The following is a 15,790-nucleotide window of genomic DNA, read 5'->3' as shown; positions in this document are numbered from 1 at the left end:
AACTACTTCCATAACCGCTCAAATTAAAGTATTATAGTGTCTTCTCTTTCCGGAGAAGTAGATATGATTCCTACTTTTGTTTTTGAAATCTCTTCAATTATTTTAACATAATCTTGAGCAGAAGCTGGCAAATCCTCAAATTTTCTTACACCAACAGAGTTAGTCCAGCCTTTAAAAGATTTATAAATTGGTTTTACATCTTCTAGGTTTGCCGGAAGATAATCTATCTCTTTTCCATCAAGTTCGTAAGCAACACAAACTTTTACCTCATCAAATCCATCAAGAACATCAAGTTTCATAAGTGCTAACTCATCACAACCGTTTAAACGGCTTGCATATCTTGTAGCAACTGCGTCAAACCAACCACATCTTCTTGCTCTTCCCGTTGTAGTTCCAAACTCGTGACCCTGCTCACCAAGTCTTTTACCGTCTTCACCGTGGTCTTCACTTGGGAATGGTCCATTACCAACACGGGTACAGTAAGCTTTTACAATTCCCGTAACCTTACCGATATCTTTAGCATTGATTCCAAGACCTGTACAAGCACCTGCACTAACGGTTGCAGATGAAGTAACATATGGATAAGTCCCGTGATCTATATCTAACATTGTTCCTTGAGCACCTTCTAAAAGAACTCTTTTATTCTCTTCATCAAGAGCTTTCCATACCATCTGTGTAGTATCAGTGATAAATGGAGCGAGCTTAGCTTTATAACCTTCTAATTCAGCTAACAACTCAGCTTGAGTAGGAGTTGGTATTTCATAAATATCAAAAATAGCTCTGTTTTGCTCAAAGTATCCTATAATGGCAGCACAAAGTTTTGAAGGATTTAAAAGTTCGCCAACTCTAAAACCTGTACGATTGATTTTGTCAGAGTATGCAGGTCCAATTCCTTTACCGGTAGTACCGATAGCTTTATCACCTTTTAGTCTCTCTCTGGCTTGATCGATTAATGCATGGTATGGAAGATTTAAGTGCGCTTTATCTGATATATAAAGACGACCCTCTAAGCCTTCAAACTGAACCATCTCTTTTATGATAGACTCTGGAGATAAAACAACGCCATTACCTACAACATTTATGGCTTTAGGATTTAATACTCCTGAAGGGATAAGGTGAAGTGCATATTTCACACCATCAACCCAGATAGTATGGCCGGCATTATGACCACCTTGACTTCTACAAACCATGTCGTACTCTTTAGCCAATCTGTCAACTATCTTGCCTTTACCTTCATCGCCCCACTGGATTCCTACTATTAAATCTGCTTTCATTATTTCACTTTCTCTTCAATTATTGTATCTGTATATATAGCAAACCCGACAGAGCTTACATCGTTATTTTTATATCTTCCGCCACGGGCAAAAACTTCATTACCTAAAATAGCTCTAAAGAACAATTCATCATAATAGAGCATTTTTGCATAGTACATTGGTGCCAAAACACTTCTCTTACATGATATTTCTGCGCACAACTCTTTCATCTTGATAAGTTCTGCCTTTATTTCATCTGGAACTATCTCTAAAAGTTCTTCAACCTGCTCTGCATGTTGAAGGTAGACAAGTTTTTCCAACCACTCTACTTTTAAGTTTAAAAACTTTTCTATGTTTACATGTCTAAAATCATCTAGAGTTAACTCATCAAACATATCAGCCAAAATATGAGGTATTTTCATATTTGAGATTTGAATCAATGGAGCAACTTCTAGTTTGTCAAAAATATTAATAGCAATATTTAAAACTGATGAGAGTCTTTTCTCATCCATATACTCAACACCGACTTGGTACTGTTCTGTTGTTGGGTAAGTTAAAACTGGTTGAACATAGAACCATTTTTTATGTTCAGTATTGCTGCCTAGTCTTTTTTCAATGATTCTAACAACATCAATCGTTGAGTCTGCTCTTAAAGAGATAGCGTTGTTTTTTTCATCATTTACTTTGACTAATTTTTTTTCATCTGCAATACTAAGATGCTGATGATACGAAAAAACAGGAGTAACTATCTCAAGGAAACCATTTGCATCTAAAATATCAGAAGCTACTTTTTCTATCTCTCTTTTTACTTTTGCACTCTCGCCAAAGTAAAGTTTCGAGCCGTTGGGAATTTCATGCTCTAATATCATTTATATCTCTTTTTTTTCTAATGCAGTTAAAAAATAAGTTTCATTATATACTTTTGAGGCAATTCCTGCATATTCTAATCGCCCCATACGGTGTAGTATAAGTTCTATTGCATTTACAACCCAGATAGACTCATACGGTTCAATCAATCCCATCTGATTTATACGAAAAATTTTACCTTTTAAATGGTCTTGCCCGCCAGCTACATTTACACCATATTCATCTTTTAAAGCTGAACGGATTTTTGACGCATCAGCGTCATCAACAGTTGTCATGCTCTTTGCAGGCTCAGATGGATAGATATGTAAACCTATAGTTTCAAGTGCTGCTTTTGTAGCTTTGGCACGCCTAGCTGTATTACAGTAAAGCACTCCAATACCGCCCTGCTTTTCTATAGTCTCTAAAACTTCTAACAAACCGATGATAAGAGTAGTAGCCGCAGTATAAGCCGTTGTATTTTTTCTTTGAGATTTAATCTCTGAGGCCAAGTTTAGGTAGTAACCTTTGCCCGCTCCAATTTTTTCTATCGCAGAGTTAGATAGTCCAAGGATAGATAATCCAGGAGGAAGCATAAGTGCTTTTTGACTACCTGCAATTAGACAATCAATATTTGTTACATCGATTCTCTCTACACCAACAGCAGTGATACCATCAGCAATAATCATAATATTTGGATTTATATCTTTTACAGCCTTTGCAAGCTCTTCAACAGGATGACGAAGACCGCCGGCAGATTCACTTATCTGAACAGCAATTGCGTCGATATCACTGTTTGCTTTTACAGCTTCAACAACAGCCTCTACAGAAACTGGCGTATCCCACTCATTCTTAATCTCTACATTTTGCAGACCATGAGCTATAGCAATTTTTCCAAACCTCTCTCCGAATTTTCCAGAGTTGACACTCAAAAGTGTGTTGTGGCATAGGTTGATAACAGCCGCCTCCATAGCACCTGTCCCGCTAGATGAAAGCATAACAACTTCATCTGTATTAAAAAGCTTAAAAAGATGTTTTCTAGTTTGTTCAAAAATAGCTTCAAATTCTGGTGTACGGTGATGCATAGTCTCATCACTCATCGCATTACGAACATTTTGAGGTACAGGTGTTGGACCAGGTGTAAAAAGTAACATGTAAAAATTCCTAATGAGGTTATTAATTAAAACCTCGTATTATATCGAAATAACTTAAATTGACTCTTTATTTTTATGCTAGAATTTCAGCAGAGATTTTAACATGTAATATATAAGGGCTTTAATGACTATTTTTGATTCGATTATTTTAGGTGTCATTGAGGGGTTTACAGAGTTCCTTCCTATTTCTTCAACCGGACATCTTATAGTAGCCAGTCAATTTTTAGGAATTGAGCAAACATCTGTCACAAAAGCTTATTCGGTCATCATTCAATTTGCCGCTATTTTTGCTGTTATCTTTAACTATAAGGATAAATTTACAATCAAACATGTCAACTTGTGGATTAAAGTATTTTTAGCATTTCTTCCGCTTGCTGTAATTGGATTTATTTTTTCTTCGCAGATAAAAGAGCTTTTTAGTATTACTATAGTTGCAACAATGTTTATAGTAGGCGGAATAATATTCTTAATAGTCGAGAAGTTTTTCATTCATGAGGACAAACAGACTACAATTGATATTGAACAAGTAACTCTGAAACAATCATTAGTGATTGGTTTTGCGCAGGTTTTTGCACTTATCCCAGGAACAAGCCGAGCAGGCTCTACAATTATCGGTGCTCTCCTTGTAGGAATGAGCAGAAAAGCAAGTGCAGAGTTTAGTTTTTTACTGGCTTTTCCCGTTATGGGCGCGGTTACTGCTTATGATTTACTAAAACACTATCATGAGTTCAGTGATGCAAATCTCATTACTTTGGCGGTTGGTTTTGTAGTATCTTTCATTGTGGCGTACATAACAATCAAACTATTTTTAAAATTTTTGGAAAACTTTACTTTTGTGGCTTTTGGCATCTATCGCATACTGTTTGGAGTCATTTTACTGACATTCTTTAACTAATATATTATATTTTGGAACACTTCTTGCTTTTTGTTAAAGCATATAGTTTAAAGGAGTAATCATGCGAACTATTAGTAAATACAATACGAAACTAAATTTAATTTTAGAGAAGCTAGAATTCTCTTTTTATGATTTAAGTCGTAAGTTTTTATAACATATAGAAAAGATTAGTGTAACTAATCAACAATGGTTTAAAATCATAAAGATTACATCGGATGTAAAATCGATTTTAACTCCATATAAATTCAAGGGATGGAATTTAGAAATTTTCTATAATAACCTTAGCTAAACTCAGTGCCTTAGAGCGATGAGATAGTTTCTTTTTAACCTCATCATCCAATTCACCTAGAGTTTTATCATATCCTAGCGGAATAAACATAGGGTCATATCCAAAACCGCCATCACCTATCGCCTTTGTCAATGCTGTTCCATGCATCCAGCCATGAACACTATATTCACCTTTTTTGGTAACGATTGCTATTGCCGCAGTATAGTGTGCAGGCGAAGATTCTACACCTTTTTCTTTAATATCTTCTATCAGCTTATATAGGTTATCTTTATCGTTTGCATTTTTACCGCCATACCTTGCACTATATATCCCGGGTGCTCCATCAAGAACATCAACACTTATTCCGCTGTCGTCTGCTAAAACTATAATATCTTCATATTCAGACGGCAGCTGCTCTTTAAGAGCCTTAAAAACGGCTCTAGCTTTTATAAGTGCATTCTCTTTAAAAGTGTCGGCATCTTCTATGATTTCAAATTCTTGGATAAGTTCACTATAAGGAATAACTTCATAATCTTCACAAAGTGCTTTTATTTCTCTGACCTTTCCCTTGTTTGATGTAGCTAAAACTAATTTCACATGTATTCCTTATAATTTACTTTAAACATAGCTATTATTGATTCATAAAGTTTGAGTAAACAATCTTTTTAATATAATGCCGCTATTATATAATATTTAAGGTACATAATGTTTAAAAAAGTCTTTCCCCTATCAGCAATTCTTTCACTTAGATTTTTAGGTCTATTCTTAGTTTTACCGGTCATTTCGATTTACGCGCTTGAGCTCGAAGGTTCAACTCCTCTTTTAGTTGGTATAGTTGTTGGTGGTTACGCACTAACTCAAGCAATCTTTCAAGTTCCATTTGGAACCATGAGTGATAAAATAGGTAGAAAACCAACTCTTTTAGTCGGTCTTCTTATATTTTTAGTCGGTTCTGTAATATGTGCATACTCAACTGATATTTACACCCTTATGCTTGGTAGATTTCTTCAAGGTGCTGGAGCAATCGGTGCCGTTATTACAGCTATGATATCTGACCTTGTTCCTGAAGAAGTACGCGGCAAAGCTATGGCTATCATGGGTGCTTCAATTGCTATGAGTTTTGCTCTTGCTATGGGTCTTGGACCGGTTATCGGTGCAAAATACGGAGTAGAGTCTCTATTTATTCTTACAGCTGTTTTAGCTGTACTTGCAATAGTACTTCTGTTTACAAAAGTACCAACACCTCCAAAAATCAAACATACATATCATGCAACAACAAGCACTGCTGATATTTTAAGAGACCCAAATCTTCTCAATATGATTATCATAAATGCTATGCAAAAAGGTCTAATGACTATCGCTTTTGTGCTTATACCTATCATACTTACAAGTACAGAATTTGCCTGGGAAAAAAGTGACTTATATATGGCTTACTTACCTGCTATGGTTTTTGGTTTAGTTGCTATGGGTCCTGCAGCAGTCTTTGGTGAAAAATACAATAAACCAAAACAGATATTTTTACTCTCAATTGTTCTATTTGTCGGTTCATTTTTAATTATGGGCTTAACAACTTCTAGTACAGTTTTTATAGTTGGTGTTGTTATGTTTTTTATCGCATTTAATATGATGGAGCCTCTTGTTCAGTCTATGATTACAAAATTTGCCAAAGTACATCAAAAAGGTGCAGCTTTAGGTATCTCTAACTCAGTTGCATATTTTGCTACATTTGTTGGTGGTACAGCAGCAGGTTTAATGTATGGAATGAGCGATAGAGAAACTATCGGCATCTCTGTAGCAGTTGTAGCAGTTATTTGGCTTTTGTGGACACTAAGACTTCAAAACCCGACAAAACACTCTCACCTGTACATCTCACACGACGATGTGGATACTGCAAAGCTTAGAAATCTTGAAAATGAGCATATAGCTGAGTGGTATATAAATGACAGTGAAAATATAGTAGTTGTGAAATATGTAACTGATGCTATTGAAGAAGAAGATTTAAGAAGTAAAATCTCTAAATAAGTTTACCAAAAGATGAGATTATAAAAATCTCATCTTTAAAAAAAAGAAAATCTACTTCGTTACCGTTTTTTGAGGAATAACATACATGTTAAAATAACGACCTTCAAACTTAGGTGGTTTATCCATAACAGCAATATCCTCAACCATCGGCCAAACTCTTAAAAGAACTTCTTTACCGGCTTCAGGATTAGCCATTTCGCGACCTCTTAGAAATACACGGAATTTTACATGAAAACCTTTTTCTAAGAACTCTCTTGCATGCTTAACTTTATAAGCTATGTCATTATCAGCAATTTTTACAGATAATTTAATCTCTTTAACAACGATTTTAACTTGATTTTTTCGTTGCTCTTTTTGTTTTCTTTCTTCTTGGTATCTGTATTTACCGTAGTCCATGATTTTAGCAACCGGTGGTTTTGCATCTGGAGCTATTAGAACTAAATCCAAACCTAATTCATTTGCTTTTTCCATTGCTTCATCAGTAGAAATAATTCCTAAAGACTCCGCTCCATCTACATTACATCTCAACTCTGCTACACGGATATCGTCATTCATTATGACACGGTCTTTTTTACTCAAAAATTCACCTCATTTATTTTAGTTTGTATAAGCTTCAAGAAATCTTCTTGACTTAAATTATATTGCTCTCTAGTTCTTCTATCGCGAATTGCAACAGTTTTACCTTCAACCTCTTCATCTCCTATGATAACAAGCATAGGAACTCTTGTTTTTTCTGCTGTTCTGATTCTTTTGTTTAAAGAATCATTTTTAGAATATATCTCACTATCGGCATTTATATCGATAAGTTTATCTGCTAGTTCTTTTGCATACTCATTATGAGTGTCAGCGATTGGAACTATCGCAACTTGCGTTGGAGCGATAAACATCGGGAACTCTCCAGCATAATGTTCTGTTAATATACCAATAAAACGCTCAAACGAACCTAAAATTGCTCTATGTATCATTACTGGCTGAATTTTGTCATTTTCTTCACCATTGTATTGGAGCGCAAAACGCTCAGGCAGATTGAAGTCTAGCTGTATCGTGCCACATTGCCACTCACGCCCAATTGCGTCTGTTATTTTGATGTCAATTTTTGGACCGTAAAAAGCTCCACCACCCTCATCAATTTCATAAGGAAGGCTATTTTTATCCATTGCATTTTTTAGTGCCTGTGTAGAAACTTCCCACACTTCATCACTTCCGACAGCTTTTTCAGGTTTAGTTGAGACCATCATCTTATAGTCAAACTCAAATGTTGACATTATTTTATCTACAAAATCAACAACTTCAATGATTTGCTCTTCGATTTGATCTGCTGTACAAAAAATATGTGCATCATCCTGAGTAAATTCACGAACTCTAAAAAGACCATGCAGTGCGCCTGTAAATTCATGGCGATGAACTACACCATACTCAAAGTATTTTATCGGCAGGTCACGGTAAGAGTGCAGTTCATCTTCATATACTTTAATATGACCAACGCAGTTCATCGGCTTAACACCAAACTCTACTTCATCAATCGAAGTAAAGTACATGTTCTCACCATAATTTTGATAATGACCTGAAGTTTTCCAAAGTTCGCTTTTTAGCATCTCTGGTCCACGAACAGGCTCATAGCCACGCTTTCTGTGTGCTTTAAAAAGAAGACTTTCAAGCCTCGCACGAAGTCTTCCGCCAGCTGGAAGCCAAATAGGAAAACCGGCTCCAACTTCTTCACGGAAAGTAAAAAGCTTCATCTCGCCGCCTACTTTTCTGTGATCTCGTTTTTCAGCCTCAGCTAACATCTCCATGTGAGCTTTTAGTGACTCTTTATCTGCGAATGCGATTCCATAAATCCTAGTCAACATCTCATTTTTAGAATCCCCGCCTAAATAAGCACCGGACACTTTTGTCAATTTAAAATATCTGATAAGGCCTATATTGGGTAAATGTGGCCCACGACACAGGTCTTCAAACTCATCCTGCTTATATATAGAAACACTGTCGCCAGGAATGCGTTGCATTACAGCTAACTTTAGATGATCGTCTTTAAATTTCTCTTTTGCTTCATCCATGGAAATTTCGTATTTTTGTATCTCATACTTTTTCTTGGCAAAAGAAAGCATCTGCTTTTCAATTTTCTTTAAATCACCCTCGCCAACTTCTGATTCAGTTTTAAAGTCGTAGTAAAAACCCTCTTTAACAGTAGGTCCAACATAAAACTTTGCATCTGGATAAAGAGATTTTACGGCTTGTGCCATAAGGTGGGCTGTTGAATGACGAAGTACCTCTAAAGAATCCTTAGAATTATCAAGGTGAATCTGCTCACCTTCAAACCCAAGCTCTTTGGCAGTTTGGAGGTCAATAATCTCATCATTATGTTTTATTGCAATTGCATTCACTTATAATTTTCCTTTTTATAGTTCTGTTTTTAAAACTGCACCATTTGAAGCATTTGAAACAAGCAGTTGATAGCGTTTAAGCCATTTAGATTTAACTTCATTTTTGTAAGGTTTCCAATTTGCTTTTCTTTTTGCAATCTCTTCTTCGCTTACATTGAGCTGTAAAATATGTTTGTCGGTATCTAGTTCTATCTCATCACCATCTTTTATAAAAGCGATAAGTCCGCCCTCAGCTGCTTCAGGAGAAACATGACCGATAGATGCGCCTTTTGTAGCACCGGAAAAACGGCCATCAGTAATAAGTGCAACGCTATCACCTAGTCCCATTCCCTGAATAAGTGCAGTTGGAGCTAACATCTCTTGCATACCAGGACCACCTTTGGGACCCTCATAACGGATAACTACAACATTGCCCGGTTTAACTTTATGTCCCATAATCCCGGCAATAGCTTGTGGCTGAGAATCAAAACATACAGCTGTCCCTTTGAACTGTTTCATATCTGCTTCAATTCCGGCAGTTTTTACAACAGCACCTTCTAGTGCTAAATTTCCAAATAAAATTGAAAGCCCGCCAACTTGAGAGAATGCATTTTCATTTGTATGAATGATATCTTCATTTAAAATTCTAGCATCAGCAATTCTCTCACCAAGAGTCTCACCGGTTATCATTTGAGCATCAAGGTGCAAAAGTCCACCACGGCGACTTATCTCTTTCATAACTGCATTAACTCCACCGGCATCATCAATATCTTTCATATGAACAGTTGTTAATGATGGAGAGATTTTTGCGATATGAGCGACTTTATCAGCTATTTCATTGATTTTTTGAATGTTAAAATCAACATCTGCTTCTTTGGCAATTGCTAACATGTGAAGAACTGTATTTGAGCTTCCACCCATAGCCATATCTACAACAAATGCATTATGAACAGCTTTTTCATTTAATATATTTTTCATGTTGTTTTTAGGATTATCTTCTAGTGCTAACTCAACGATTCTCTTAGCAGCTTTTTTAACCATCGCTATTCTCTCAGGGGTCATTGCTAAAACGGTTCCATTTCCAGGAAGCGCAATTCCCATAGCTTCACAAAGAGTATTCATAGAGTTTGCTGTAAACATACCAGAACAACTACCGCCAGATGGACAAGCATTACACTCTATCTCATATAATTCTTCATCAGTCATTTTACCCTCAGCATGCTCGCCGACCGCCTCAAAAGCAGTTGATAAATCTATCGGTGTTCCATCTGCCTTATGACCGGCTTCCATAGGACCGCCGGAGACAAATACAGTCGGTACATTAACACGAAGTGCCCCCATAACCATACCTGGTACAATCTTGTCGCAGTTAGGAATACAAATCATCGCATCAAGTTGGTGTGCATTCATAACAGTTTCAATCGAGTCAGCAATAATTTCACGAGAAGGAAGGGAGTAAAGCATACCTTCATGCCCCATAGCAATCCCATCATCAACACCTATTGTGTTAAAAACAAACGGAACACCACCAGCTTCACGGATAGCTTCTTTTACAATTTCACCATACTCGTGCAAGAAAAAATGTCCTGGAATGATGTCAATATAGCTATTTGCTATACCAATAAACGGCTTATCAAAATCTTCGTCTTTTAGTCCGGTTGCTCGAAGTAGTGAACGGTGAGGAGCCTTATCAAACCCCTTCTTGATTATGTCACTTCTCATAAAAATCCTTATACTATAATTGTTATATTTATTATAAATGCGATTATACCATTTTTTTTTATATTTCCCATGAAAACTCTTTACAAATAAAAATAAAATGGCTATAATTCCGCTCACTTAAAAATTAAGTGTGTAAACAAATTGCGGGAATAGCTCAGTGGTAGAGCACAACCTTGCCAAGGTTGGGGTCGCGAGTTCGAACCTCGTTTCCCGCTCCATTTATAATTGTAAACTGTGAATTCATTCATTATGCCCGGATGGCGAAATTGGTAGACGCAGGGGACTTAAAATCCCCCGGTAGCAATACTGTGCCGGTTCAAGTCCGGCTCCGGGCACCATTGAAATGAAAGATAGACTGGTGCCATCGCCAAGTGGTAAGGCCGCAGCCTGCAAAGCTGCTATCCCCAGTTCAAATCTGGGTGGCACCTCCAGTTTTATCATTTATAAAACCTTTTCAATACAAAATGTGGATCTTTGGCAGAGTTGGTCGAATGCACCGGTCTTGAAAACCGGCGAGGGTCACACCTCCCAGAGTTCGAATCTCTGAGGGTCCACCACTTTAAACACCTTTAAAACCCTATAAAATAGGCTTCAAAACACATTTTAAGCTTCTTAAATAAAACCCATTGTTACCCTATTGCTACCCATATTTTGTAAATTTACTTTTCTAGGTTAAAATTTTTATGTTCAAACAAAGTAGTTTGACAAAATTGAAGTTTCTACTTTAAAAATGTGAAATGTATAACATAAAGAGAGAGTGAAGTCATAGTTAACACTTTCGGATTATACATAGTGAATTAAATTAAGATGCTAAGTTGAGCACAAAACAAAAAGCAGATTGTTTCTGCATTATATAATAAAAAGTGAAGAGTAAGTACGACTCATGCAAGAAGTAGCCGTCATGCTCTAAATGGAAAAAGACTAATTCGTATCTTGCTTTATCTACGAATTTAAGAGAAAAACGAGAGCTGAAATGTATATTGAGTAAGCTTAAAAGCACTATGAGCTTTAAAGTTTTTCTAGTGATTAAAATCTAGTTTAGACCCGAACTATCTTTAATTTGGTTATGATGGTTATGCATAATCCATTTGAAGAACAAAATCGTAAAATTATCAGCTTACACAAAAAAGTTGATTTACTTTTACGAAGAACTGGCAAAGTTGATTTGTTTGATGAGTTTAATATTAAAGGCTTGGAAAAAGCCGCTAAAATATTAGGTTATCTATCGACAAAAACTTTAACAAAAAGAATAAACAAAGGGGACATATTGAAAATAGATAAACATTACAGAATTTCTGATAGTGGAAAATATACTTTCAGTGAAGTTGCCCTCAAATCTGTAAAAGGGCTAATATAGAGTATAGTTTACATTTGAACTAGATAAAAAACAAATGAATGGAAATGGAGAGGTTTTGCTCATATACAAGCAAAATTTATTTTTAATAAGTATCAAAAAGTGATCATTATTTGATAGCTGAAAAAAATTTAACTCTAAAAATAAAAATATGACAATAGAGACACTTCAATTTAATAAAAAGGTTAGGACTAGCTATCTTAGCCTTTTTATCAAAAAAACAGCTACAATTTTTAATTAAAATCACATAAGAAATGATATAAAATTATATTATCTTTATTTTTTTTCCTAGTTTCTTTAAAAATTTTCAGATTTGCTTTTCCTGAATCAATATCAGAAAAGTAATGACCAGATAAATTCATTACATCAAAATTTTTATACTGTTGTTTTTCTAAATAACCTTTGTAATCATTACATAATTTTGGAAAATCACTCACTTTACAGTAAACCAAAGTAATTAATACTCTACAACCTTTAGCATTGTATCCATCTAATTTATCCATATGTTTTTTTATTGTAGTCTTGCTAAGGCCAAATAGCCTAAAAGCTTCTATTAAAAACAGATCATTTTTTGATTGATTGGATACTATAATATCTCTTTCTCCTGAACCTTTGCCAGTCGCAGACTTACCACCTCTTGACTGATCTCTTGCACTCCATTGAATAAAATCCATTCGTTGATTTATTAATGAAGTTACCCAGTCATTAATCATATCTTCGATATATAATTTCGTATTTTTTTCTTTGATATTTTCTCTACGCTCTAATAGTTCTAAAGATATTAAACGCATCATTTCTAAAATAAAATCATCTAAAGTAGAATCTTGAGAACGTGAAAATATATTTGCATGATCCTCATCTAGCATATTTTTTATTTTTAACCAATAATTTTGAGCATCCTCCAAAGACAATCTTATACTTTCAAAGTTCTCTTTTGGCTCAAACTTTGCCAAATATTGTACTTCAAGATTTTCATTTAACTCTTTACGAATATTTTCAAGCTTTTCTTGCTCTTTTATATCAAGTTCACCATGTAATTGAATAACTTCATCAAGGTATTCTAGTGCTTTATGTGATAGATGTTCTTTTTTTAAAAATTTACATCTAATTGGCACCACTTCTAAGTCTTTTTGCAAATACTCAGGTATTTGATTCCAATATTTCAAAAACTTTTCACTATTGTTTATAATTTGATATCCCTCAAGCAATAATAAATATTCATACTTATCTAAAATATGATTTAAAAATAATTTTGAGGAACTTTCCCACTCCTCAATAGCATTTTTATAGGCTTCAAAATATTTTTTATCATCACTTTGAAACTCTTTTTCAATAATTCTGTATCTAGCATTAAGCATATTACTAGCATATGACGGCTGTACAGATTCATCTAACAGAGCTTTGAGATAGTTATATGTAGTTTGTGGCTCATCTTCAAAATAAAGTAGTCCAATCAAAAATCTTCTATATCTATCGATTTCTGCTTGCATAGATTGATTAGGATTGCCAAAATTTTTCTTATCATTAAATGGATTCTCAACTTGATTAATTTGCTTAATTCTTTCGTCTCTTTTTAAAAATTTTTGATTAAAAATTTTTGCAACAGTCGATTTGTATTTAATTTCTTGAAGTGTTTTTGTATAATAATTTCCTCTTTGATTTTTTTCAAAAATATATAAAAGAGATTCTGAATAATCTTGTAAATCATTTTCATTTAATGAAAGTATTAAACTATCAATTATTTCAGGAATAGAAGTGAAATCTTCTTCAGAAATTTGTCGTTTTGTAAGTTCATCTAAAACCTTTTTTTTTCTTTTTTTTGAACTGGTATGTTTTAACAGTTTAAATAGATTTGCAATACTAGTATTGTTTAACATATGACTATCAAATTCCTCTTTCCCTTTATCACTAAATTGATTTGAAATTTGAGTAAGTGTTTCAAACATCATATTCTTATCTCGTTCTAAAAAAGCTTGAAAAATATCACTTTTCCAATTTTGTGTATCAGTCAAACATTTAATAGTTTCTAAGATAGCTTTTTCAATTTCAGATTTATCGCCTATAGAAGCACTTGTATATAAACTTAGTAGTAATTTTAAATGGACTCTTATTGTTTTAAGTTTTGAGTATATTTCATCATCTGCTATCTGAATATTTTTCAATATTTGCTTACCTATATCCAAGAAAGCTTTCTTTTGAGTATATGTTGATAACTCTAAAACTAAAGCCCAATTAAATACAGATAATCTTTCATCTTCTTGCAATCCACTAGAAGATTCTAAAGCTCTGTTTATAGAACTTGTATAGAGCCTCAATACTTCGTTTATTATCTTCGATGCTAAATCAGTTGTCTTGTAATTATTGTTGACAGCTAAAGACTCTTGATAAACTTTTGATAAAAGCCATAATAATAAATTCATTTTTTCATACGGTAGACTAAAGCTGAAATTATTACCAAAATCTTTTTCTATAGCTTTATCAATAAGCTCATCAAGAATCACCTTGAGTAAAAATTCTTTGGGTTGGTTTGTCACTAATCTAGTTTGCACTTTTTCAAGATATTCGAGCGTTATTGTTAAGTAAGAAATAGTTCTATTACTTTGGCTATACTCATTCTGAGAAAGTAAAATTAGCAATTCAGATATTATTCTTGCTGCTTCTTCTCTATTTGATAAGTTTTTAAAAAATGAAAAGAAAATATCTAATGACTGGTTCCAAATTATTTTTTTCCATTGGATCATATAATCATTTGCATCTGTTCTGAGATTGGGAGTATTATTATTTGATAAAATATGCATCATACCTATAACTAAAGTATTGCGATTATTTAGGTAAAAAGGGATCAGAGAATCATTAAAAAATTTTGTTAAAAGCTGACCTGCTAAAAAAGGTCTATTTAAACAGTTGTCAAATAATTTCTTTGTTCTATAAAAACTGAAATTTTCATCAGGTAAATTACTATCATTTTTTACTATAAAATAAATCAAATTTTCATATATACTGATTCCCATTGGAAAAAGTCTATCTGTAATAGCCCTACTATTCCACCATAAAAAAGCATCCAATATATTTTTATTTGGATTGAGTTCTTTTAACTCATTTGGCAATGCTGGATTATGTTCATATACAGAATGGTGATGTCTCGTTGCTTCCAAATAAAGCTTTTTATATGTATCAGTCCATGGTTCTTGAAGTTCTTTAGAAGATAGAATATATTCAACAATTTCGTCTAAAAAATCATTTTTTGATTTTTCATTTTCAAAATCTAAATTAATAATATCTCTGTAATCAAAAGCATTAGACATTAAATCAAGCCATTTTTCAAAGGCATCTTTTCTCGATTTATTTTGTAGATATAAAAGTTTCCATAGTTCACTACCGATAGGTTTAATATCTTCATATAAGAATTTGAAAGTAAATTTATTGTTATATCTACTTTCTAAATAATCCAAAGAGTCAAAGTTTTTACTAATTTGTAAAAGCTCATCTTTGGTGATTTGCAATTCGCTTCTCTCATAATCATTTAACCCATAAATAAGCGAAGATAAATCATTAACAGTTTTTTGAATTGTTAGGTTGTCTTCATTTTTGTAGCTATAAGGCACTCTAGCCTTATCGTTAACAAACCATATTAAAGAAAAATTTTCTAATTCATCTAGAGTTACTGAACTTTGTATATTAATCTCATCATTTGTTGATAAGTTTTTTACTTTTTTCTTGCCACTCAAAAATGAGTTTATTGTCTCTTTATCTAATTGAAAATTTAACTTACTCTTGATTAAAATTTTCGATGCTATTTGAGCATCATTATTTTTAAAATCATAGACGTAATCTTTTTCAAAAGTATCGTTTTTGTACAAGGATACTTTTTTATATAAATCCTGTATCAACTCGTATTGGATGTGTTGTAGCATTA

Annotated in this window: 11 protein-coding genes and 4 tRNA genes; 7 read left to right on the top strand and 8 right to left on the bottom strand. The window is 33.7% G+C overall.

Translation table 11 applies throughout. From position 1 onward, the window contains the following. Positions 1-23: 23 nt before the first annotated feature. Genes OQK60_RS06785 through OQK60_RS06775 form a run of 3 tightly spaced genes read right to left on the bottom strand, consistent with a single transcriptional unit; the run spans position 24 to position 3,250 of the window. Positions 24-1,277, bottom strand: a complete 1,254-nt coding sequence (locus tag OQK60_RS06785; protein ID WP_297686233.1) for an adenylosuccinate synthase — start codon at positions 1,275-1,277, stop codon at positions 24-26. After that, a complete protein-coding gene (locus OQK60_RS06780) occupies positions 1,274-2,122 on the bottom strand; it encodes an ATP phosphoribosyltransferase regulatory subunit (RefSeq protein ID WP_297685385.1) in 849 nt (282 codons plus the stop codon). Before OQK60_RS06780 ends, OQK60_RS06785 begins: the two co-directional genes overlap by 4 nt. Beyond that, positions 2,123-3,250 (bottom strand): aminotransferase class V-fold PLP-dependent enzyme, encoded by a 1,128-nt coding sequence (locus tag OQK60_RS06775; protein WP_297685383.1) that lies wholly within the window; start codon positions 3,248-3,250, stop codon positions 2,123-2,125. Between the two features lie 124 nt (positions 3,251-3,374). Between OQK60_RS06775 and OQK60_RS06770 the strand changes: the two genes are divergently transcribed. Then, complete coding sequence (locus OQK60_RS06770; protein WP_297685381.1) at positions 3,375-4,145, top strand: undecaprenyl-diphosphate phosphatase; 771 nt, start codon at positions 3,375-3,377, stop codon at positions 4,143-4,145. Between the two features lie 259 nt (positions 4,146-4,404). Here OQK60_RS06770 and rdgB read toward each other — a convergent pair whose 3' ends face one another. Next, on the bottom strand, positions 4,405-5,010 hold the full coding sequence (gene rdgB / locus OQK60_RS06765; RefSeq protein WP_297685379.1) for an RdgB/HAM1 family non-canonical purine NTP pyrophosphatase: 606 nt from the start codon (positions 5,008-5,010) through the stop codon (positions 4,405-4,407). Between the two features lie 108 nt (positions 5,011-5,118). On the opposite strand from rdgB, the gene OQK60_RS06760 reads away from it, so the two are divergent. Then, the gene (locus OQK60_RS06760; protein ID WP_297685377.1) at positions 5,119-6,435 is read left to right on the top strand and encodes an MFS transporter; all 1,317 of its coding nucleotides are present in this window, start codon (positions 5,119-5,121) and stop codon (positions 6,433-6,435) included. A gap of 51 nt (positions 6,436-6,486) precedes the next feature. On the opposite strand, the gene infC is transcribed toward OQK60_RS06760, so the two are convergent. The 3 genes from infC to ilvD are packed head-to-tail and all read right to left on the bottom strand — an operon-like array spanning position 6,487 to position 10,520. Then, positions 6,487-7,014 (bottom strand): translation initiation factor IF-3, encoded by a 528-nt coding sequence (infC, locus tag OQK60_RS06755; RefSeq protein WP_297685375.1) that lies wholly within the window; start codon positions 7,012-7,014, stop codon positions 6,487-6,489. After that, on the bottom strand, positions 7,011-8,804 hold the full coding sequence (gene thrS, locus OQK60_RS06750) for a threonine--tRNA ligase (RefSeq protein ID WP_297686231.1): 1,794 nt from the start codon (positions 8,802-8,804) through the stop codon (positions 7,011-7,013). The genes infC and thrS overlap by 4 nt, the downstream gene beginning before the upstream one ends. A gap of 30 nt (positions 8,805-8,834) precedes the next feature. Then, positions 8,835-10,520: a dihydroxy-acid dehydratase gene (gene ilvD / locus OQK60_RS06745; protein ID WP_297685373.1), complete on the bottom strand. Its 1,686-nt coding sequence runs from the start codon at positions 10,518-10,520 to the stop codon at positions 8,835-8,837. A 143-nt stretch (positions 10,521-10,663) separates the two neighbouring features. Here ilvD and OQK60_RS06740 point away from each other — a divergent pair. The 5 genes from OQK60_RS06740 (at position 10,664) to OQK60_RS06720 (ending at position 11,877) form a co-directional block, all read left to right on the top strand. Beyond that, a tRNA-Gly gene (locus OQK60_RS06740) sits at positions 10,664-10,738 on the top strand. A 33-nt stretch (positions 10,739-10,771) separates the two neighbouring features. Next, positions 10,772-10,858: transfer RNA gene (locus tag OQK60_RS06735), tRNA-Leu, on the top strand. A 19-nt stretch (positions 10,859-10,877) separates the two neighbouring features. Continuing rightward, positions 10,878-10,951, top strand: a tRNA-Cys gene (locus OQK60_RS06730). Positions 10,952-10,988: 37 nt separating this feature from the next. Further along, positions 10,989-11,077, top strand: a tRNA-Ser gene (locus OQK60_RS06725). A gap of 518 nt (positions 11,078-11,595) precedes the next feature. Next, on the top strand, positions 11,596-11,877 hold the full coding sequence (locus OQK60_RS06720; RefSeq protein WP_297685371.1) for a hypothetical protein: 282 nt from the start codon (positions 11,596-11,598) through the stop codon (positions 11,875-11,877). 230 nt (positions 11,878-12,107) lie between these two features. Here OQK60_RS06720 and OQK60_RS06715 read toward each other — a convergent pair whose 3' ends face one another. Continuing rightward, entirely contained in the window at positions 12,108-15,788 is a 3,681-nt protein-coding gene (locus OQK60_RS06715) for a hypothetical protein (RefSeq protein WP_297685369.1), read from the bottom strand. Positions 15,789-15,790 lie beyond the last annotated feature (2 nt).

Source organism: Sulfurimonas sp. (assembly GCF_026196735.1).
Taxonomy (GTDB): Bacteria; Campylobacterota; Campylobacteria; order Campylobacterales; family Sulfurimonadaceae; genus Sulfurimonas.
The sequence above is the reverse complement of the archived record's forward strand: the minus strand, read 5'-3'. Positions and strand labels throughout refer to the sequence as shown.